Genomic DNA, 22,214 nt, shown 5'->3' with positions numbered 1-22,214 from the left:
TGATAAGGTAATAGGTTTCGGATTTACATCATGGCGCGGGTAAAAAGCCTATTTAGACGCCGAATATATGGTAGTGAACCAATCATTCAAAAGTGTTGTAAAAGCTGAGGCGTCCATATATGGTCAAGTAAAATTGGCCACGGTTTTAGAGTCATTCCAATATAAACGTTCTGACTCATTTGGCGTTAACCCACCATTATATTGATGGGGTCTGGTCTCACTGTAATATCCAGTGATGTAATTTGTGATCTCTTTATCTGCTTCTGTAAAATTCCCATAACCACTTGCGGGTATCCACTCAGATTTCAAACTTCTAAAGAAACGCTCCATTGGTGCGTTATCCCAACAATTCCCGCGACGACTCATACTTTGCTCAATCTGAAGACGCCATATTAATTGTCTGAATTTCAAGCTCGTGTAATGTGAACCTTGATCGCTGTGATATATCACATTCTCAGGCTTACCCCTTAACTCAAATGCCATTTTCAAAGCTTTACAGGTCAGCTCACTATCTGGTGATAATGACAAAGCCCATCCAACAGGTTTGCGGGAAAATAAGTCTAAAACAACGGCTAGATAGGCCCAACGATTACCGACCCAAACATACGTCACGTCGCCACACCACACTTGATCTGGTTGAGTTACTGCAAATTGTCGATTAAGCGTATTGGGGATTGCAACATGCTCTTGTGTCGCTTTCCGATAAGAATGCTTAGGCTGCTGACAGCTTAATAACCCAAGCTTTTTCATTAGATTACGGGCTCGATAACGACTGAGGCCAATCCCTTTGTTAGTCACTAATTGCGCTATCGTTCGCGCACCGGCAGAGCCATGACTAATACGATGTGCGGCCTTCACTTCACTGCATAAAATAGTAAAGTCTGCATCAATATGTTCTTTTCTTTTTAGCCAATACTTATAGCTACTTCGATGCACTTTGAATGCATTACAAATTGTGAGAATAGAGTGGCTCTGCTTGAGTGCGCTGATTAGCGTAAATTGTTCATCGAGTCTGACATCAAGAGAGCGGTAGCCTTTTTTAGGATAAGATTGTGCTCCTCAAGACGAGCTATTTGCTTCTTCAGCTCACGGATTTCAATTTGTTCAGGGGTAATCGGAGATGCTTTTGGTATGCCACCCTGGCGTTCTAGTTTTAACTGTCTCACCCATTTATCCATAGTGGATTTACCTACGTTCATCGCCTTTGCAGCTTCGATGATGCTATGGTTTTTATCGAGGACTAATTGGGCTGCTTCAAGTTTGAATTCAGCACTAAATGTTTTTCTGGTTGTCGATCTCATGTGTTCACCTAAAGTCATCTACGAGGTAATAATATCACCTCTATTTAGGTGGCCAAAATTAGTGTGCCACTACAATCCAAACTGACAAAAACGCCGCAATGATTTGCGGCGTTTTTTTATCACATCTGCTGAAATCCATAGTACAACTACATAGTTCAATTTTTATGTAACTTAGTCTTATCGATTAATCACTTCAAATGTCAGGATGCTTGAGAAGAGTATGGGTAATGAGCCAAGGCCGTGAACCGTTGGCTGAATAAATGCAGCAAAATCAACAGGTTAACTGTAACTGAACCAGCAAAAACTCAATCACGATTCAACCTATCTGATTAACCTCTCACGCAGTTACGGCCTTCAGCCTTCGCTTGATACAGCGCTTTGTCGGCGCGACTGAATAGGGTTTCTGCATCGTCGCCTTGCTGTAATGAAGCGAGACCAATCGAAACAGTAATTGCGCCAAGGGAAAGCTTTTTGTCTTTTCCTATGGTTAAGCGGCGCTCAGATATACGTTCCCGTAAATTTTCAGCCACTTGTAATGCATCGTGAAAATGAGTGTTCGGTAACACCACCACAAATTCTTCGCCGCCATAGCGCGCCACAAAGTCATCCCCTCGCACACATTGTTTTAAGGCTAATGCGACATAGGCCAACACTTTATCGCCGGTCAAATGGCCATAGGTGTCGTTAAAGGCTTTAAAATTATCGATATCGATCAGCAAAAGACTGCAACGGGTTTGATGATCTTGGGAGAGGTAGATTTGATCTTGAATACTCAATTTATAGGCACGGCGATTGTGCAGCGAGGTTAATTGGTCTGTCATCGCTGCTAGGCTCAGGTTTTCCATTTCCGATTTAAGATTTTGCACTTCTTGGCCCATGGTGCACAGGCTTTGCTCCATCTCACGGTTGTTGATGAGTAGCATCTGCATTTCATCGACTACACCGTCAACCAGCTCGTTTAAGGTATTAATGTCGGGATTCGTCTGTAGGCGTAAACCAAACTCGGCTAATGAACCTGAAAACGCCGCGGTGCCTTGACTCAACTGGCTGATTTTACTTAACAAACTATTGATCAGGATTTGCGTTTCAATCTGCACATTTTCAATCACTTCGGGTGACTGTTCTTGAATAAAGTTCTTATACAGGCTGGTATTGACCTCCTTAGTAAAAGAGACCGAATTTGCCAGAAAGCCATCAATCGCACGGTTTAAATCGAGATTTGTCCCTGCAAAATATTCATACCAAACAGTGTAGTTTTCAGGTGTAACGGGGATATCGAGGGCAGACATTTGCGGTACGGCCAAACGCAAAATTTGCGCGGCAGGATCAAGCTCTTTATTTTCTGCAGTAGAAGACATAAATCGCGAACCATAGACTTGTTATGTTTTTGTATGCATTAAGTTAACTCAAGTGCTTCAGTTTGGATATGGGAGAAATCAATTATTATGATAGGGAGCAAAAGAAAAGAGGATGTTGCCATCCTCTTTGAAGTTCATACTTGGATCGACTACACCAAACTAACGAGGTATCACTCAATAACTTGTGGTCAGTAGATCATACTTAATCACAAGATAACATTGAGTCGCACGATAATGTTAGCGACTCAATATTGATGAGTTAATAGGTTGATTAACCTCGGCAACTGGCAAAGATATCTAACTTAGGTTGATATACCTCGGTCTTGACATTCATTAGGCCTAAAAGACTGTCGAATAAATTGTCATGGGAGAAACCGCCCTTCGCCGCGTGCTCAGCTAAACAGGCCATGTCTAAGTGGTTATCTTTACTAAAATCCTCAGATACCCAAGCAAGCATAGGAATACTCGTCTGTTCGATTGGCGCAATGCTGTAAGGTGCGCCATGTAAATACATGCCCTTCTCACCTAAAGACTCGCCGTGGTCGCTGAGATACAACATAGCGGGATCAAATTTATCTTGCTGATTTTGTAACTTTTTCACTACTTCGCTGATGATGTAGTCAGTATACAAAATGGTGTTGTCGTAGGTGTTCATCAGCTCATCTGGGCTACAGTTTTGGATATCGCTGCGCTGACAATCCGGTGTGAACTTACGGTGCTCCGGTGGATAACGTAAGAAATACGTCGGTCCATGGCTACCAATCACATGCAACACAATCACAGTATCTTTGCGTTCTGCAGTGGCCAAGGTTTCATCTAATTTGTTGAGTAACACTTGGTCGAAACAATATTGGCCAGTACACAACTCAGGATCGCTGTTCAAATCAATCGAAATGTTTTCAACTTGATCGCACACCCCTTTACAGCCAGAGTCGTTATCAAACCATTGCACTTTAATCCCGCCATGGTTCAACACATCTACCGCAGTATCTTGGGCATAGGCACGGCGAGAATCGTAATCTTCCCGTCCCATGCGCGAGAACATGCAAGGAAGAGAAACAGCCGTTGCCGTGCCACATGAACTGGTATCTTTAAAGACAATTAAGCCTTGATCTTGGGTATGGGCGTTGGTTGGCTTGTCGTAACCATAATACTGATAACTCATCGAACGCGCAGTTTCACCGACCACAAGCACTAATAAGTTAGGTTTACCATTAGGGTTGGCACTGACATTTTTAGCATCGAGACCCAGTGGCTGATATTCAATCGGCGTTTGTAAGTAGTGCACATTAATGTACTTAGACGCAGCGCCAATAAAATACGTCGGCACGATATAACGTTTTAGCTCGTCGTTGTTACGGCCAAAGGCGGCGTAATCTTGGAAATAAAAGAAAGCAATAATGCCGAGTCCCGCCAACATCGCCAGCATAAACAGCACTTTATGTAGTAACTCTTTGAAAAAAGGCTGGTACTGAATATCGGCCTTATAGATAAGGTACGCAGGTAAAATCCCTGTCAGTAACATATTCATTATCGAAGCGAAATTCACATACATCAGCGCTTCAGCATGATTGGTTTGAAAGGTGTTTTCTATCATGCCGTAATCAAACACGACATTGTATTGATAGGCGGCGAAGAACACACTCGATGACAGCAAGGTGAGTATGATGAAAAACGGCTTAACGAGGTACTTCACCGTAAATAAGGAAAACACAAAGCTGAGGGCAAAGGCTAAAAACAACGGCATAGTGGCGATGAAGATAGGATCGACATCTGGTTGTTTTTCTATGCCTTTTTTAATGATGCCGAATAGTGGGATATTGAAGATACAAACGTAAAATAACGCTGTGATAAAAGTGAATCGATTCACCGATAGAGTCTTAAATCTTGCTAGCACTGATAGCTCTCACTCAAATTAGTTGTTTGTCGAGACTAACTTAATATTCTTAAGGTAATCTTAGGCTGTAACAGTCAAATTTTTTGCCATAGTAGCAAGCTCTTGGTAATGGCTCAAATTATCTGTGGTTAATGCTCACATTTTAAAAACAAACTTAAAAAAACGGCCGAACCTCAATGAGTTCGACCGTTTTTTGCTCCCCAACCTATTAGGGCCTTGCTCGGTTTTATCACCAACGAATTAACAATTCATGTTAACCCTGCGGTGATTATCGTAACTGCTGTAATAAGTAGGCAAACGCCATTGAATTAAGTTCCGCAGCTTGATTATTATCTGCAGCGCCGGCGTGGCCACCTTCGATATTTTCGTAGTACAACACATCAATCCCCATGTCTTTCATCTTAGCGACCATCTTACGGGCGTGACCTGGGTGAACCCTGTCGTCACGGGTAGAAGTGGTGAAAAAGACCTTTGGATAATGCACGTCTTTATGCAGGTTATGATAAGGCGAGTAGGTTTTAATGTACGCCCATTCTTCTGGAATATCAGGGTTACCGTATTCACCCATCCAGCTGGCACCCGCTAGCAACTTATTGAATCTAAACATATCAAGTAAAGGTACTTGGCACACGACAGCATTATAAAGATCTGGTCTGCGGGTAAATGCCGCGCCCATTAACAGGCCGCCGTTGCTGCCGCCTTGGATGCCTAAATGTTTGCTTGAGGTGATTTTACGGGCAATCAAATCTTCAGCGATTGCCTCAAAATCCTCATAGGCTTTATGTCGATTTTGCTTTAACGCCGCTTGATGCCAAGCAGGGCCGTATTCGCCACCGCCACGAATGTTGGATAACACATAGACGCCGCCCTGCTCCAACCAGTTCTTACCAATGGTGGCCGAATAAGATGGACGCAGCGACACTTCAAACCCGCCGTAACCGTAAAGTAGCGTGGGATTAGTGCCATCTAACTTAAGATCCTTTGCCATCACCACAAAATACGGTACTTTAGTGCCATCTTTAGACGTCGCAAAATATTGCTCAGTTTTAAACTTGTCCGCAGCAAACTGTTGCGGCATACCTTTAATTTTCTTTGGATTTAAGGTTTTGGCATTCACAGTGTAGAGACTTGAAGGCTCAAGAAAACTAGTGTAATTCACGAAGAAATCATCACTGTCTTGCTCAACGTCCATTACAGTCAAGGCGCCATTCGCTTCAAACGGTACGTGAGTGCTCTGCCAAGCGCTCTTTTCGTCTTGCTCATAACGCACTAATTTGCTTTTCACGTTATCGAGCCAATTAACGAAAATTGCACTCTTGCTAAAACTGAGCTGCGCAATCGATGCGGTTTGAGTCGGGCTCACAAATAAACTGAACTTGGCTTTTTGGGCGATAAGATCCGCCACATCGGCATACACGACCGCGCCTTGCTTAAAGTTACCGTCTTGATTGGTTAAATCACTCTTTAACTCAATGAATAACTTACCTTTGAAATAACCTTTAATCTCTGCATCTGGCGGTAAAGGTAATCCAATGAGTTTACCGTCTTGGTACACATATTGGCTGGCGGTATAAAAGGTATGCGCCTCGGTCACTAAACTCAGTGGGGTTTTATCATCGAATAACACCCAGCCAGAGACTGCAACTGAAGCCTTGTCGCCGGTGAAAACAGGCTTAGCTTGGTCAAGTGGCGTGCCGCGTTGCCACAGTTTAACGCCCCGGGGATAACCCGAGTCCGTCATGCTTTGACCATCACCAAAATCAGTACCGACAAAGGCGTGATCTTTATCTATCCAGCTCAGGCTCGATTTGGCTTCTTTTAAAAAGAATGGCTTATCTTTGGCAGCAACAAAGGATTTAGTGTTGAGATTAAATTCACGCACTTCCACCGCATCGGCACCGCCGCGAGACAATGAGACAAAACAGCGCTCATTTTCAGGATATTGACAGCTAATATCCTTAAATACCCAATTGACGGCTTCGGCTTTACCTAAGGCATCGATATCAAGCACGGTTTCCCATTTAGGATCGGCCTTGGCATATTCTTCCATTGTGGTGCGACGGTAAATGCCGCGCACATGGGTGTCATCCTTCCAAAAGTTATATAACTTGTCGCCAATATGGGTGGCGTAGGGAATGCGTTCTTTATCGTTCAGGATGGCAAGACTGTTCGCCACTAAGGTATCAAAACCTTTGAAGGCTTTAATTTCGGCGGCAGATGCGGCATTTTGGGTTTTCACCCATTCCATTGGTTTAGCGCCTTCAACATCTTCCAACCAAATATATTTATCTTCTTCTGCGTGAAGTTGACCGCTCATTCCGAGCACTCCTGCAATGCACCAAGGCAGTAATTTATTATTCATTCTATTCCTTTTATACAAAGTCCATCTTGAGATCTGCCCTTACATTACCTTAATTAATATCCAGTTCAACTATTAATCCAACAAGAATGTAACAAAAGGTAAGATATTGTAATGGCTGATGATTAATCTAGAATGAATCGCGTTTTTAAAGATGTCGTGCTATAAAAAAGCGTCCACGAGGGACGCTTTTTTAGTAGATGAAATAGGGTAAATTAAAACTCGTTATTCATGCGTGACAGTAAATTTAGCAGCACAATTCGCTCCTCACTGCTCATTTTAGCGGTGAGATCTGTGGTGAGCTGTAGATGCAATGCATCATGTTCGAGGAATAAAGCTTGTCCCTTTTCGGTTAACTCCACCAGAATCGAACGGCGATCGGTTTCATGGGGCCGACGTACTACCCACTGTGCCTCTACCATTTTATCGATCTGCACGGTTAGCGTACCGGTCGTGACGCCAATTTTGTCAGCCAGTTCTTTCATCCGCATAGCGCCGTGCACGCCAAGTAACTCAATCGTGTGCACCTGCGACAGACTAAAACCTTTGTCACGTACAATGGCGTGCTCCCAAGACGACAGCTTTTCGTAAAATTCAATAATCACATGATTTAATGCATTATCGGTTGAATGCGCGGCCGTTGAATGTCCAGCTGTTGAGTGAGCAGTCGAATGTGGCTCACTTGAATGCAAGTTTGATGAATGATGATGTTCAACAGTCATTAGGCTTCCTTAGCCATACACTCGCGCTGACGGCAAGTATGGAGTTCGATGGTGATATGGGCCAATTCAGGAAATTGTGACAATAACTGATTAAAATAACTGACATCTTTCGGTGAATGGGACACGATGGACACCATAATAGCATGGTGATCGGCGCTCACTCGCCAAAGATGTAAATCGGCCACTTGATGATCTGTTACAGCTTCAATGGTTTGCGTGACTTTACGTTGTAATGATGCTTTAACGCCGCCGTCCAGCAAAATAGGGCTCGTTTGCTGAATAAGTCCCCAAGACCAACGGCTGATAATCACAGCGCCGACAATCCCCATAATCGGGTCGAGCCAAGTTAGTCCCATGTATTTACCAAACAACAAGGCAGCGATGGCCAGCACTGACGTTAACGCATCGGCTAGTACGTGAAAATAGGCCGCGCGTAGGTTGTGATCATGGCTACCGTGGGCCTTCTGGCTCTTGTGCTCATGCTCATGCTCATGCTCATGCTCATGCTCATGCTCATGCTCATGCTCATGCTCAGCACTATGTTGATGGTCCTGTTCATGTTGGCAATGACTATGATCATGATGACTTTCATCGTGTGCATGTGAGTCATGGTGCGGGTGCGGATCCACATCATGTGAATGCGCGGTATGGGCATGATCGTCATGGGTGTGTGCTTGGCTGTTATGATGCGCGTGAGCATGTTCGTCTTCATGATCATGGTCGTGACTATGATCATGTCCATGCCCGTGGTGATGCCCGTGATCGTGGGTATGATGATCTTTAAGTAAAAACACACTCAGTATATTGACGCTTAAACCAATAACGGCCACAAAAATAGCTTCGTTGAAATGAATTTGCTCAGGACTAATCAGCCGCATTCCCGATTCAATCAACATCACCAATGCCACTAAACCTAAGGCTATTGCACTGGTGTAACCGCCAAGAACACTCACCTTACCTGTGCCAAAGGCAAAGGCAGGATCGTTAGCGTGTTTACGGGCATAGGAATAGGCAAACAGTGTGATCATAAAGGCCGCTGCATGGGTGCCCATGTGCCAACCGTCGGCGAGCAATGCCATAGAACCGTAAATGGTTCCGGCAGCAATTTCGGCCACCATAGTGATCACTGTTAAATACAGTACATAGCGTGTGTTTTTTTCGCCATCGCGGTTCTGATTCGAAAACTCATGGGAGTGTTGCCATTGGGCGAGTGAGTGCCCTTGGCGGTGGGCTGAAGCTTGATGCCCTGTCGCTTGCTCGGCTGTAGTTGATTTCATTGTGTAATTCCTACTCCATGTCCATCGCTATCAATGATAAAAAACGTGTTACCTGAATTATAGTTTGAAAATCAAAATATATGAAGATCAAATTAACTATTTATCAAGATATACCGTTTTCAAACTTTTAAACATGCATGTGGATCCCCATAATGCATCTGTACTCCTGTCACGAGTCGAGACGCTGATATGTGAATTAAGATCGGCAGCTAGACTAGGCAAAGCATATCAGGCAAGGTTTAATGGATTAGCGTTTGATTTATGTGTGAAAACAGCTGATTCAGCAGAGTAAGATTGGCTTTATTGCAGCCTTACGCAGTTGTAGAAAGACTCAGAATCGGTTTTTCAGAACGAGTTGAAATCCAAGTTTTAAGGTTTTTATCTAGGCTGTTTCGTATATTTTTCGCATGCTATGAGTCATTAAATCGCCACAGCAAAGAATTGAAATAGTAGCGAACTTAACGAAATAAGTCATTTAAAAGCAAAATTAACCCTTATTATTCAGGTGGATAAAAATTATTTGTGTAAAAATCGATTTTTTATTGAATAAATTGACCCTTTTTTATCTCTGCCGCGTTTATAGGGAGCAGAACATCGACAAACTTGTCGACATCCATTCAGTTCGATTAGGAGAAACAAGATGAAATTGAAGACCTTATTTAGCGTAAGCACTGTTCCCCTTACATTTGCATTATTGTCATTCAATGCTGCGGCAGTTAGCCCGCCACACCCAACAGGATTAGATGCGCCTATGATCAGCATTCAACGTTTTGACCCAAAAGATTACAGCGCACAGGAAGCGACTAAGATGTTCCCTGCTCCGGCGGCCGGTATGGTGCAGCACATCCTGAGTTTACCTAAGTTAGAAAACGAAGATGACTACATGATCGAAATCCAAATTGGCCAGACTCAAATGGTCGATTGCAATAAGCATGGATTAAACGGGGAATTGAAGGAACTGACAATACAAGGTTGGGGTTATAACTACTATCAAGTGGATGAAATCGCTGAAGGGCCGAGCACTATGATGGCCTGTTTCGAACTGGCGAAGAAAGAGGCTTTTGTACGTATTCCGGGTGAACTGAAAATGCGCTACGACAGTCGTTTACCTAAGGTATTTTATCTACCAGAAGGCGCGGAACTGCGTTTCAGAACGTGGAAAGTGGATTCAACCTATCAATATTCCAAGTAGGTAGCACGATTTTAACGCTCGAGTCATCAATCGAATGCGCTTCGAGTCTTTGCTGATTGATAAAAGCAAAGACTCGAAGAACATTAACTAGAATCGTTTAATTCTAACGACCTGCATGATTTCTATCTCAAAACCCGCCACAGTTTCTGTCTCTGGGTAATAGATGACATTGATCTTTTGCCCTTGCAGATTACGATATTTTTTCACCCGTCTAAATTTAAACGGCACATCACAATCTTCAATCATAACAGTATGTTGTACCCACTCTGCCTTTTCCCTTTGCATATGGGAAACCACAGTCACACCTTCAGAGTGAACTAAATGTTCATGGGTGGCTAACATCTTTTTTACGGCCTTATTCATGTTCAACTCTTTTATCATCTAGTTGCGACAACAGTGACTCAACTTTCTGTTTAATTTCAGCATATCTCAATTTTTCACAGCGGCCGAAACCACTTAACTTACGCACTTGAAAACGACTCACCAAAGGAACCGACATGCCTGCGAGGCAACGACAATAGGTATCGAGTGACAAAGCATCAATCCCTTTAGCCGTTAAATGATGTTTCAACTCACGCAAATCAGCCAATATCTGCTGATCTGTCGGCCAAGTTGGTTCCGTCGAATAGCGCAACTTAGCAATATTGCCGCGGCAAACACTGCAATGACCGCAGACCGCTGGCGTCTCATTATCATCAAAATAACGGGATAAATTGTGGCTTAAGCACGTCTCAAGTTCAAAAAAGCGGACTAACTGCGCGATTCGCGCAATTTCTTTCTGCTCTTTATCGATAAAATAATGGTACAGCTCATCGATGAGTTCGGGACGCGCTAATGCGGCAACATCCACCCGATACACATCGGTAATTCGTTTAGTTTCTAATTCAATCAACTGATGTTCAGCTAAATATTCCAGCGCGGCTAACACGCGGCTGCGCTCATGACCCGTTGCACTGTACAAGGCATCAAAATCTAACGCGCCCCATATTTTCTTCATCTGCGTATGATTAAAAATCTGCGTCAAAAACGCCTGCCGCTCGGGATTAAATCGGCTGAGAATGGCGTGTTTGTCGACCAAAAACTTGTAATTAACGTCAGCGTAGTAAGCGAATAACGGCTTGACTACACCTAAAATTTCCAATTGAACGAGTAACGTTTTTAACGGTAACTGGCGAATATTACTCGCCGTCGAGACGCCATTGAGCTGACATTCCCACTGACCGGAATCTTGTTCAAGTCGAATAGCCTCAATAACTTGTGCTATACCTTCTCGCTCCGGCGTATCGCCATACACAAAATTCTCAACGGTATTGAGCCCGTCAAGATTGGCCAAAGTGACACAATGGGATAACGCACCATCACGCCCAGCTCTACCGATTTCTTGGCTGTAGTTTTCAATAGATTTAGGCAAATCGTAGTGGATCACAAAACGAATATTGCTCTTATCGATTCCCATGCCAAAAGCGATGGTTGCCACCACCACTTGCAGCTTATCCTGCATAAAATCATTTTGAATTTGTTGACGTTTTTCATCTTCAAATCCAGCATGATAGGCACTGGCGACTATCCCTTGTTGGCTCAAAAGTCGTGCGACCGTTTCGGCAGTTTGCTGCAAAGTTACATACACAATGCCGGCACCTGAGAATGATGCTATCTGCATAACCAGTAAGGCATTCTTCTCTTGCGTTGACACTGGCAGAACAGTCAAATCTAAATTGGGTCGATAAAATCCCGTTTGTACTATGTGTTCAGGCGCAATATCAAAGCGCTTAGCCATATCCAGTTTCACTTTACGTGTTGCTGTGGCCGTCAATAACAGTACCAATGGGATCTCAAGCTCACGCCGATAGTCGGGTAATTTAAGATAATCGGGCCGAAAATTATGGCCCCACTCTGAAATACAATGCGCCTCATCGACGACCAGCATGGACAGCGGAACCGATTGAATAAATTGCCGAAAACGTTCATTTTTGAAACGCTCCACCGACACCATCAAGATTTTCAGCTTGCCAGAGCGCGCATCAGCCATCACTTGCTGACTCTGCTCGGCGCTTAAGGTTGAATCTATGCTGGCCGCATGAATTCCCTTAGATTGTAAAAATTCCAGCTGATCTTTCATCAAGGCGAGTAAAGGCGAAATCACTAAACTCAAATGGGGTAACTGCAATGCTGTAAATTGATAACAAAGGGATTTACCGGAACCCGTCGGAAAAATCGCTAAACTTGACTTCCCCGCCAACAGTTGTGTTATCGTTTGCGCTTGGCCTGGGCGAAATTCAGAAAACCCGAAATCCTGCTGCAACAAACTAATGTATGGATTGGTTTCTGGAATGGGATTGAACATCAACCGTCCTTTACACTCATCCTTACCACCCAAAAAATTCGGGTATACCGCAAGAAAAAGATTCAGCATTAAGTGAGTCGACTAGTCTAGCAAATTTTGAGGTACTTTACGGAGTTAATTACCGACAACTGAGTTTTGGAGCTGAATTTATCGGTTGAAAACCATGATGCCGCAGATAAAGTGTGACGGTTAATCTATTGATTTTATAAGAAGTAATTGGCTATTCTTATAAAAAATTAAATGCAAAAATAAAAACGGCTTTAAAAAATGAGCGATGGATAATTTAAGCGCCGAGGCTAGAGCTTAGGTTAATCTCGGCAACATGCAGTATTCCGTTTAAGGTTTTCTCGCAAGGTATAAATTAATTAGCGAGGTGAGTTTATCCTGAAATCTTTCTTCAAAACTATCAATATCACGTCCGATAGAGACAAGATATTTAGTCGCTTGTTCGCGGGAAAGTAATTTATTGGCAACACTGTATTGCATCTCTTCCAAGGTTTTATCGTATCTTGGGATCAGCAACCAAGTGCCAACATCGACGTCGAAATGTTGCATTGCTTTCTGGGCCAAAGCACAAAAAGCCTCAATATGATCCACACCATCTGGTCCGAGACAGCCAGGCTCAATTCGGCACAGGACAGCAATTTTCCTATCATTTTCAATGCTTACACTCATTTCTGATGCCCCATGTTACCGAGTCTTAAACTTAAAATATCCCTTTAAACTTAACAGCAATTTTACGTGTCTGCACAGATAAGTCACGGCTTACTTGCTCATTTAAGCGATTATTAACAAATCCATTTTAGGCGATATTGCGACGTCAAAATAAAGGTCTACAAAACTTAACTCTCCCCATTTTATTTCAGGACGAGATAAGCTCGAGATTATTAATCAAGCATGTCGCCGACACTCATATTGTCATCTGGATGCAGTAAATGGCTTTGTGAGTTATCGGCATCATGTTCTGACAATAAGTTATCAATCGCCTGATCAAAACTGTCTAACTTTTGTGTCTCCATATAACGCTTTAATCTCTGAATAATATCCCTACTTACCTCGATATGGGATTTTTTCTGACGCTTTTTTATTTGAGATAGCTCTTTACGAACCATACGCCAACCCAAATCAGTAAAATACTGATTGAGCATTTTGTTTACGTTCATGAGCTCGTTGTCGAGTCGATGTGTCTTTTTACGTAATCGGACCAATTCATTTAATTGTGTCACCAACTCAGTATAGGAAACCGTTTGTAACTCAGCGTCACAAAACCAATCTGGCTTAGATGCCACAGCTTCAGGATTGATAAGGCGATAAATTAAGGGTAAGGCAAAAATTAATTCTGCTTCCTCAAGCAATAATAATTTTCTTCCTGCTGTCGGTTTGTCTTGTTGATATATCCAAGCTTGCGGTTCCATAAATACGTTTCTTTAGTTAAGCATGCGTTTAATGCGGATGAAATAAATGGGACCTCATGCTAGTACAAATCGATAAGCATTAATATATGGTTCAACCATTTTATTGGCTGGGAATCGCTCCCTTATGCTTCTATTTTGCCTTTGGCAGAAATAGCTCAATGCATATCACGTCAAGTACCAGATAAGCGGTTGTCGTTATTAGCTTAAATTTCACCCGACACACAAGCCAAGTTTAGCGGCATGCCATTGATGCAAACCAAAAGAATGGTTAAACCATTCTTTAAAATTATACGTCTGTGGCTAACCAAGTTCGAAACCACCTCATATATAAAGTATAAATTTCATACTATTATTGCCTTTAATTTTATATCCGCTTAATTAATCGCCATTGTTAGAATAGGTTTATTTTGGCTGTTTTTTAAACTAAATAATCCAGCTAAATGTTATTTAATGCCCCTCCTCTGATAAAAGATGATTATTTAAACAAATAAGCACTCTACCAGTGATAATGACGATTATCACTGGTAGGTATAGCTATAATTTGCGTATAATTACGCCTTCTTAAATCGATATCAGGTGACTTCTACGGCATGTCTAAAATGATCCGGACAAATAGTAATGCTCAAAATAACGCCAATATATCGAATGAAAGAGCGACTGGCTCAGATCATCACCATAATAACCGTGTTGAACAGCCACGTTTTTTTGAAGAGACTTTCCTACCACAATCTGTTCGAAGTGATTATTTAAGCGCCGCCGAAGAAACTGAATACGAAATTTCAGTGAACACTCGCCGTGTTTATAATACGAGCTTTAATGTATTTAGCCGTTATTGTGCCGAGCACCAACTTCAGGCCCTGCCCGCAGATCCACGAAGCGTAATTTCATTTATTGGTCATCAAAAAGAATTGATCCAAGAAAGCACTGGCGTTCAACTTTCAAAGCAAACATTAACCACAAGGTTGGCAGCAATTCGCTACCATCATATTCAAGCGGGATTTCATTCGCCCACCGAACATCCACTGGTGATCAGAGTAATGCGCGGTTTGAGCAGAAATCAATCTCGCCATGTGAGTGACTATGATCAGCAACCCATTATGTATGATGAAGTGGAAATGTTGATCCAGGCTATCGATGAACAAGTGCAGCCATTAACCCGAGCGCGGGACAAAGCGATTATTCAATTAGGATTACAAGGTGGGTTTCGTCGTTCTGAACTGGCAGATATAAAAGTTCAGTATGTCAGTTTTCTGCGTAACAAATTAAAAGTGCGCCTGCCCTATTCGAAGAGTAATCAGCAAGGCCAACGGGAATGGAAAGACCTGCCAGACCATGAACCCTTTGCAGCACTCGACGCAGTGAAAAATTGGTTATCGTTAGCCAATATTGAAGACGGACATTTATTTAGATCGCTTTCCCGTGATGGAAAAAATTTACGTCCGTATCAAATGAAAGACCGACATTGCGGATCTAGTTCATTACTGAATAAAAATAGTGGTTTCCTTACCGGCGATGATATTTATCGGATCATAAAAAAATATTGTACTAAAGCAGGACTGCCCGCCAAATTTTATGGCGCTCACAGTTTGCGCAGTGGTTGCGTAACACAACTGCATGAAAATAATAAAGATCACTTGTACATCATGGCCAGAACCGGACATACCGATCCGCGCTCACTTCGTCACTATTTAAAACCAAAAGACTGAAACTTAACGATCACAGGTCAAGCATTAACTTCTCGTTTTAGCCTGAATTTTAAACTGAGAAATAGACCTCACTTGATTCTTCTAAGCAGGAAAAGGATTTCATTCAAAGGACATTAATGTACAGAACTAATAAGTATTAATGGAAACACATTAGATAATTATATAAATTAACAATTTAAGTTATATTAAAAACATCAAATTAGAGCAATAAATCTAATTAATGTTATTTTAAGATTGATGTATTTCCAACCTAAAATACTTATCACATCCAATTTAACATTCTTAAAAAATATAAGCTTGGTTAGTATGTAAATTATTCCTGTAATATAAAATCAGCTTTATTGTCATATTGGTACTTTAGCCTTAGGCACGAAATTTAATTCATCGTACTAGCCGGAGTAAAATATGAGTAAGGCCACCTTTGATCCTACACTTTATAATAAAAGTAATAATGAACCCTTTAATCAAGTGTTGGATAAGCATTTATCTCGCCGTAATTTCGTAAAAAGTGGCTTAGGCCTCAGCGCTATGACAGCTTTTGCCAGTGTTGGCTTAACCGCTTGTAGTTCAGACAATGAAGCTGTTCCTAAACCTGTCGATCCAGTCACACCAGTGCCACCGACTAAAAGTAGTGCCAAGCTTAACTTTACATCGGTTGCGGGTTCTCGCTTAGATGCGGTTGTCGTGCCAGAAGGTTACACAGCGCAGGTGTTAGCACCTTGGGGCACGCCATTAAACGCAAAAGCGGCGCCATGGAAAAACGATGGTAGTAACACGGCCGATGACCAAGCCAACTCAGTGGGCATGCACCACGATGGCATGCATTTCTTCCCATTAAATGATGCGGGTGATGACGGTCTACTCTGCATTAACCACGAATACATTGACGAAGATGCTTTGCATCCTACGGGCCAGACATTTGACCCCACTTCTGGTCTTCGCACTGTGATTGATGAAGTGCGCAAAGAAATTAACGCCCATGGCGTGTCGGTTGTACGTATAAAACTGATGAATAATCAATGGGAAGTCGTCAGTAATGATGGTCATAACCGTCGATTTACTGGCGCGACTGTGATGGATATCAGCGGTCCTCTGGCCTACTCTTCGCTACTCGAAACACGCTATTCTCCCGATGGCAGCCAAGCACGCGGCACCTTAAATAACTGTGGTAATGGCTACACGCCTTGGGGCACTTACCTGACATGTGAAGAAAATTGGCCAGGCTATTTTGCCAATCGTGGCAGCTTAACCGCCGATCAGAGTCGCATCGGGATCAGTAAAACCAGTACACGTTATGGCTGGGACAATCTTGCGGGTCATGATGAAGAACGTCTCGATGAATTTGCCCGTTTCGATGTCACGCCATCGGGCACAAGTGCTCAGGATGACTACCGTAACGAAGCAAACGGCCACGGTTATATTGTGGAAATCGACCCGTACAACGCCACCTCTCGTGCGGTAAAACGTACAGCACTTGGTCGTTTCCGCCATGAAGGTTGTACCTTTGGTAAATTGACAGAAGGCAAGCCCGTGGTGTTCTATTCTGGCCACGATTCGCAATTCGAATACCTCTATAAATTTGTTTCAAATGCGGCCTGGGATGCAAAGGATGCTGACAGCAGCAACCGCCTGCAAACAGGCGATAAGTACATGAATGAAGGTACTTTATACGCGGCTAAATTCAATGAAAATGGTGGCGGTATTTGGTTACCTTTGACGTTAGATAGCCAAACCACTGACGGCAAAACCCTAGGCGATAGCTTCGCAACTTTGGCCGAGATTATTTTAAACACCGCGGGCGCAGCGGATTTAGTCGGCGCAACACCTATGGACCGACCTGAGTGGTGCGCGGTCGATCCATTCACAGGCTCTGCTTATTTGACCCTGACCAACAACTCAAAACGTACCGAAGCGAATCCTGCCAACCCAAGATTGAAAAACTACTTCGGCCATATTATTCGTTGGGATGAAGGTGACAAAGCGACTGAATTTACATGGGATATTTTTGTTTTTGGATCACCCAGCGATGGCAATGCTGAGACCAACTTGTCAGGCTTAACTGATCTCAATCAATTTGCCAGCCCAGATGGTTTAGCCTTTGATAAACGCGGTATCTTGTGGGTTCAAACCGACAACGGCGCAAAAGAAGTTGCCGAAGAAACTAACGATCAAATGCTCGCAATAGTGCCTTCAACACTGGTAGATGGCCAAGAGAAACAAGTAGGCGTAACCGCCGATAATCAAATGGAATTAAAGCGTTTCTTTGTCGGCCCCAACGACTGTGAAGTGACAGGTTTTGCCATTAGCCCTGATTACACTTCGGTATTTGCTAACATTCAGCATCCCGGTAACTGGCCTTATTCGTCTAATGCCGCTGAACAAACACCAGCCGGAATCACATTACGGCCTCGCGCCGCCACTGTGGTTATTCGAAAATTAGATGGAAAAGAAGTTGCAGTTTAAGACGTTATTTAGGGAATATATTTGCTTTAGTTAAAGCGCAAATAAAGCTTTCTTGCCAGAGCAAACTTTAGCCTATATAAAATTCCCCTCAAGTGAGGGGAGTTTTTATTTAAGTTAGTCGCTGACTTAAATCTTTATATTACCCATTCATTTCGAAGATTAATTAACTCTTGCCGTAATTGGCTTGTTCGAAGGCAAGTTCAAAGGCATTGGTAAAATCTGTGATTGGCAGAAGATCTTCGCGGCAACGACGATTACGACCCAGTAATGATGATTCGACAAACAAATCAAACCATGTACTTAAGGCTTTGCCATTAGCCGCTTCGCCAATCGCCCCTAAAGCTAATGATGCCACCTCGGCGGTGCCAAGTTGAAAGTCATGGCTGCCTTTACGCAATGCATAGGTTGCCAGCGTGTCGGGATCGAAGGAAAGCAGTGGCAAAGAATGCAAGTATGGACTCTTACGGAACATTTTAATCGCTTCACGCCAACTGCCATCGAGCATGATTAGCAGCGGCCGTTTGCCTTCGGCTAACATCGACATAGGTACCTGATTTAGTACCGTTTGTCCTTGCTCCGCATATTGGGCAGGAAACACTAAATAGGGTTGATATTGCGGCGAATTGAGTAAGGTAAGTAATGCCGCTTCAGGTTCAGTGCGCGACCAAATATAGGCGTGTGTATCTGGGATAAGATCCGCAATCAAGCGCCCACTGTTAGTTGGTTTTAGCACTTCATCGTTGTACATGATCAGCAGAAAACTCGCTTGAGTCTGTAACTGACGACGCAGCGCACAGGTACAGAACTGCTCACCTAAAAGACATAATGGACAGCGGATCAGTTTTTTACCACGGGCACCAAAGGGCTTAGTCGATAGAGACTTTCGGTACTGATATAAATGGTGCACTGCATGTGGGGCTAAAGCCATAAAACCTATTCTCTTTCAAACTTATTAGGGGTTACGGCTAAATTATTCAGCACTTTCCTCTCGCGGTGGCGCAGTTTATCCCTTGGCCGTAAATGGCGCAATCTGCGCAATGCATTATCGCGATAAAAGGCATTAGTGTCGGTGTTTGATGGTATAAGCTGCTGACTAAACTTTGCATTATGATTAAGGAAACCTCTTAGAATACCGCAACAGCTGTAATGCAAAACTCCATGCCATCACGCAGCATTTAACACTCGATTAGCGAGGTTAACCTTTCAGTTACTTACAGAGGGAATATTGACGCTAAATATCAGTAAGGACTTAACTTAATGGGGAATTACCGTAATATCGTGTTCAATCTCTACTCTATAAATGCAATTTCGATAAAAGGTCAATTATGCAACGACATACCCTGCTCGCTACTATGCCGTTATTAAGCGGTGTGCTGCTTACTGCAACGCTTTTTTCTAATGTCACTACGGCCCAAACGCTTAATTCCAAAGACATCCAGTCACTTGTTGATTCCGCAGTCAAACCTCTGATGGCCGAGTACGGTATTCCCGGTGCGGTGATTGGCATCACCATTGAGGGTAAACAGTATTTTTACCAATATGGGGTCAGTTCTAAAACCACAGGGCAAAGTGTGACTGAAGATACCCTGTTCGAGATAGGCTCTATCAGTAAAACCTTTACCGCAACACTGGCTAACTACGCACAGGGCGAAGGTAAATTAACACTCACGGATATGGCCAGTGATTATGTTCCAGCATTAAAAGGCAGCCATTTTGATAAGATTAGTCTCATCAATTTAGCCACCCACACAGCGGGTGATTTGCCGATGCAAGTTCCTGATAAGGTCACTAATAACGCAGAGTTAATGGATTACCTTAAGCATTGGCAACCGTCATTTGCCCCAGGGACTCACAGGAATTACGCGAACCCAACCATTGGCCTGCTCGGCATGATTGCCGCACAGAGTTTAAATAAAACGTTTCAACAAGCACTTGAGCAAACGCTATTTCCACAATTGGGTATGACAAGCAGCTACATTAACGTTCCGAGCAGTAAAATGGCCGATTATGCCCAAGGCTACGATAAGCAAGACATGCCAGTGCGGGTCAATCCCGGTGTATTAGCCGATGAAGCCTATGGCGTTAAAACCACAGCCACGGATCTGCTGCATTTTGTGGAGGCCAATATGCAAATGCACCCGCTAGCTAAGCCACTGCAAGCGGCACTCGATGAGACCCACACGGGATACTTTGATGTGGGCATGATGACCCAAGATATGATTTGGGAACATTACTCCTATCCTATTGATCTTGATAAAATACTTATGGGTCATACTCAGGAAGTGGTGTTTGGCAGTACGCCAGTTAAACCTATAGTGCCGCCCCTCGCGCCGCAGCAAAATGTGTGGATTAATAAAACCGGCTCAACCGGCGGTTTTGCCGCTTATGCAGCATTTATTCCTGCGCAAAAGCTTGGCATAGTATTGTTAAGCAATAAAAATTATCCCGTTCCGCCACGGGTGACTGTGGGGTATCAGATTTTAACGGGCATAGAAAAACTACAAAAATAGCATCTTGCTAGTCGCGACTATTAAGGGAGATAGGCCGATTTGCTATCTCCTTTCTTATTTGTTCCTTATGCATATTTTTAGCGTGATTTTTTTAGGGTGGCTTGTATTAGGCACCTTATCCACTTGCTTACCTCCAATCTCTTAATAGCCACTATTTTTAAGCAAACTCCCATGTAAGAAAATAGGCAGTTCAGGGTTAATCTGAGTATTAATCCATTTGCAATTATTCGACCTAGTTAACAGACAAATAACCCTACGTAAGTTTAGCTTTACATCTAAAAATGAAGAGAAAAACTTATGCGTCGCATTAAAAAATATTTCATCAAATCAATATGATTGACACTTGAAGTTACGCTTTTAGGGAGTAAGATGCGCGCAAATACCTTAAGTGACCTTTTTCGGAAATATCATGTCAGTCACGCCACACTCTCCTATTCATCACAATGTCGCTCCAGCGGCGAGTCAGTCTAGTTTACTGTTAATGATTGTCTTTATGGTCGCCTGTGGCCAAATGGCGCAAACGATTTTTGTGCCTGCCCTTCCGCAAATTGCACTCGGGCTCCATGTGGACGCCAGTCAGCTACAAGCCGTGATGGCCTGTTACTTACTCTCCTATGGGATGTTTCAATTTGTGTATGGCCCAGTTTCAGATCGCGTTGGTCGTAAAATGCCACTCGTCGTGGGTATCGCTATTTTTATTATAGGTGCAGTGTTTGCGGCTCAGGCCACAAGCTTTAACCAACTGATTATGGCGAGCCTTATCCAAGGATTAGGCACAGCCAGCGCGGGCGCTTTATGCCGGAGCATTCCCCGCGATCATTACTTTGGCGACCGACTGGTTAAATTTAATAGTTATGTTTCTATGGCCGTAGTGTTTTTACCTTTACTGGCACCATTTATCGGCAGCGCCAGTGCGGCCTACTTCGGCTGGCAAGCCGTATACTGGGTGTTAGCAGGATTCGGTGCCGTGGTCTGGCTGTTATTGATATTCGCCTTTAAAGAGTCGTTACCTAAGGCGCAGCGGGAACATCAAGCCGTTATCGCATCCTATCAACATGTCCTGCGCCATAGAGCATTTCGAGCTTATCTGTTTTCATTGATCGCAACCTTTGCGGGTATTGCGGCGTTTGAAGCCATTGCCGGCGTACTCTATGGCCAATATCTTGGACTGACGCCCTTCATGGTCAGTTGTTATTTTGTGGCGCCGATTCCAGGCTATTTATTGGGCGCGCTGATTGCAGGTCGACAAAATAAGCCACGAAGAGTTATTTATCAAGGTGTTGCGCTGCTTGGCGCTGGCGCCTTATTCATATTGATCCCGGGGCTTTTCAATTTAGTCGTCGGTTGGAGTTTACTGGTTGGATCGATTTTATTCTTCAGTGGCGCCGGCATGCTGTTCCCTACCCTGACCTCGGCGGCTTTAGAGCCATTTCCACGTCAAGCAGGAATTGCGGGGGCATTACTGGGAGGATTACAAAATTTTGGTGCCGGACTTGCCGCATTGACTATGTCTTTAGTGCCTATGGGCGGCCAGTTGAGCATAGGTTTATTAAGCGCTGTCATGGTGGTGTTAGTGATTTTGTCTTTGTATTACGCCAGAGATCAAAATGACACTCACCACAATTTGATGCCACAGATTTAATACCCTAAATTTATGATCCTAGATTTAA

16 protein-coding genes are annotated in these 22,214 nt (G+C 43.3%); 5 read left to right on the top strand and 11 right to left on the bottom strand.

Annotated features, from left to right (window positions below; genetic code table 11):
- Nucleotides 1-123: 123 nt before the first annotated feature.
- From DYH48_RS08975 to DYH48_RS08950, 6 genes are all read right to left on the bottom strand, one after another.
- Nucleotides 124-1,301 (bottom strand): IS3-like element ISSba5 family transposase gene (locus DYH48_RS08975; protein ID WP_086012033.1). Its coding sequence is split into 2 segments (ribosomal slippage): nucleotides 124-1,043 and nucleotides 1,043-1,301, totalling 1,179 coding nucleotides; the frame shifts between segments, so codons are not numbered across the junction.
- A gap of 329 nt (nucleotides 1,302-1,630) precedes the next feature.
- Nucleotides 1,631-2,659 carry a GGDEF domain-containing protein gene (locus tag DYH48_RS08970; protein WP_115334562.1) on the bottom strand — a complete coding sequence of 343 codons (1,029 nt, stop codon included), beginning with the start codon at nucleotides 2,657-2,659 and terminating at the stop codon, nucleotides 1,631-1,633.
- Between the two features lie 271 nt (nucleotides 2,660-2,930).
- A complete protein-coding gene (locus DYH48_RS08965; protein WP_012587610.1) occupies nucleotides 2,931-4,556 on the bottom strand; it encodes a phosphoethanolamine transferase in 1,626 nt (541 codons plus the stop codon).
- A gap of 268 nt (nucleotides 4,557-4,824) precedes the next feature.
- Nucleotides 4,825-6,918: a prolyl oligopeptidase family serine peptidase gene (locus DYH48_RS08960; protein ID WP_115334561.1), complete on the bottom strand. Its 2,094-nt coding sequence runs from the start codon at nucleotides 6,916-6,918 to the stop codon at nucleotides 4,825-4,827.
- A gap of 212 nt (nucleotides 6,919-7,130) precedes the next feature.
- Complete coding sequence (locus tag DYH48_RS08955; protein WP_172481168.1) at nucleotides 7,131-7,637, bottom strand: MarR family winged helix-turn-helix transcriptional regulator; 507 nt, start codon at nucleotides 7,635-7,637, stop codon at nucleotides 7,131-7,133.
- Nucleotides 7,637-8,914, bottom strand: a complete 1,278-nt coding sequence (locus DYH48_RS08950) for a cation diffusion facilitator family transporter (protein ID WP_115334560.1) — start codon at nucleotides 8,912-8,914, stop codon at nucleotides 7,637-7,639. The genes DYH48_RS08955 and DYH48_RS08950 overlap by 1 nt, the downstream gene beginning before the upstream one ends.
- Before the next feature lie 640 nt (nucleotides 8,915-9,554).
- On the opposite strand from DYH48_RS08950, the gene eco reads away from it, so the two are divergent.
- Entirely contained in the window at nucleotides 9,555-10,106 is a 552-nt protein-coding gene (eco, locus tag DYH48_RS08945) for a serine protease inhibitor ecotin (protein WP_115334559.1), read from the top strand.
- A gap of 87 nt (nucleotides 10,107-10,193) precedes the next feature.
- On the opposite strand, the gene DYH48_RS08940 is transcribed toward eco, so the two are convergent.
- From DYH48_RS08940 to DYH48_RS08925, 4 genes are all read right to left on the bottom strand, one after another.
- A complete protein-coding gene (locus tag DYH48_RS08940; RefSeq protein ID WP_006081699.1) occupies nucleotides 10,194-10,469 on the bottom strand; it encodes a hypothetical protein in 276 nt (91 codons plus the stop codon).
- On the bottom strand, nucleotides 10,462-12,450 hold the full coding sequence (locus DYH48_RS08935) for a RecQ family ATP-dependent DNA helicase (RefSeq protein WP_115334558.1): 1,989 nt from the start codon (nucleotides 12,448-12,450) through the stop codon (nucleotides 10,462-10,464). The genes DYH48_RS08940 and DYH48_RS08935 overlap by 8 nt, the downstream gene beginning before the upstream one ends.
- Nucleotides 12,451-12,786: 336 nt before the next feature.
- Nucleotides 12,787-13,125 carry a hypothetical protein gene (locus DYH48_RS08930; RefSeq protein WP_006081701.1) on the bottom strand — a complete coding sequence of 113 codons (339 nt, stop codon included), beginning with the start codon at nucleotides 13,123-13,125 and terminating at the stop codon, nucleotides 12,787-12,789.
- Nucleotides 13,126-13,337: 212 nt separating this feature from the next.
- On the bottom strand, nucleotides 13,338-13,865 hold the full coding sequence (locus DYH48_RS08925; protein ID WP_115334557.1) for a hypothetical protein: 528 nt from the start codon (nucleotides 13,863-13,865) through the stop codon (nucleotides 13,338-13,340).
- 590 nt (nucleotides 13,866-14,455) lie between these two features.
- Here DYH48_RS08925 and DYH48_RS08920 point away from each other — a divergent pair.
- Nucleotides 14,456-15,571: a tyrosine-type recombinase/integrase gene (locus DYH48_RS08920; protein ID WP_115334556.1), complete on the top strand. Its 1,116-nt coding sequence runs from the start codon at nucleotides 14,456-14,458 to the stop codon at nucleotides 15,569-15,571.
- A 405-nt stretch (nucleotides 15,572-15,976) separates the two neighbouring features.
- The gene (locus tag DYH48_RS08915) at nucleotides 15,977-18,034 is read left to right on the top strand and encodes a PhoX family protein (RefSeq protein ID WP_115334555.1); all 2,058 of its coding nucleotides are present in this window, start codon (nucleotides 15,977-15,979) and stop codon (nucleotides 18,032-18,034) included.
- Nucleotides 18,035-18,197: 163 nt separating this feature from the next.
- Here the strand turns inward: DYH48_RS08915 and DYH48_RS08910 are convergent, their stop codons facing one another.
- Nucleotides 18,198-18,962, bottom strand: coding sequence for a tRNA-uridine aminocarboxypropyltransferase (locus DYH48_RS08910; protein ID WP_107404563.1), 765 nt, complete (start codon nucleotides 18,960-18,962; stop codon nucleotides 18,198-18,200).
- Nucleotides 18,963-19,359: 397 nt separating this feature from the next.
- Between DYH48_RS08910 and ampC the strand changes: the two genes are divergently transcribed.
- A complete protein-coding gene (ampC, locus tag DYH48_RS08905) occupies nucleotides 19,360-20,544 on the top strand; it encodes a class C beta-lactamase (RefSeq protein WP_115334554.1) in 1,185 nt (394 codons plus the stop codon).
- A gap of 409 nt (nucleotides 20,545-20,953) precedes the next feature.
- Nucleotides 20,954-22,186, top strand: coding sequence for a multidrug efflux MFS transporter EmrD (gene emrD / locus DYH48_RS08900; protein ID WP_115334553.1), 1,233 nt, complete (start codon nucleotides 20,954-20,956; stop codon nucleotides 22,184-22,186).
- Nucleotides 22,187-22,214 lie beyond the last annotated feature (28 nt).

Source organism: Shewanella baltica (genome assembly GCF_900456975.1).
Lineage (GTDB): Bacteria > Pseudomonadota > Gammaproteobacteria > Enterobacterales > Shewanellaceae > Shewanella > Shewanella baltica.
Note: the sequence above shows the minus strand (reverse complement) of the source record. Positions and strands in the feature narration are given on the sequence as shown.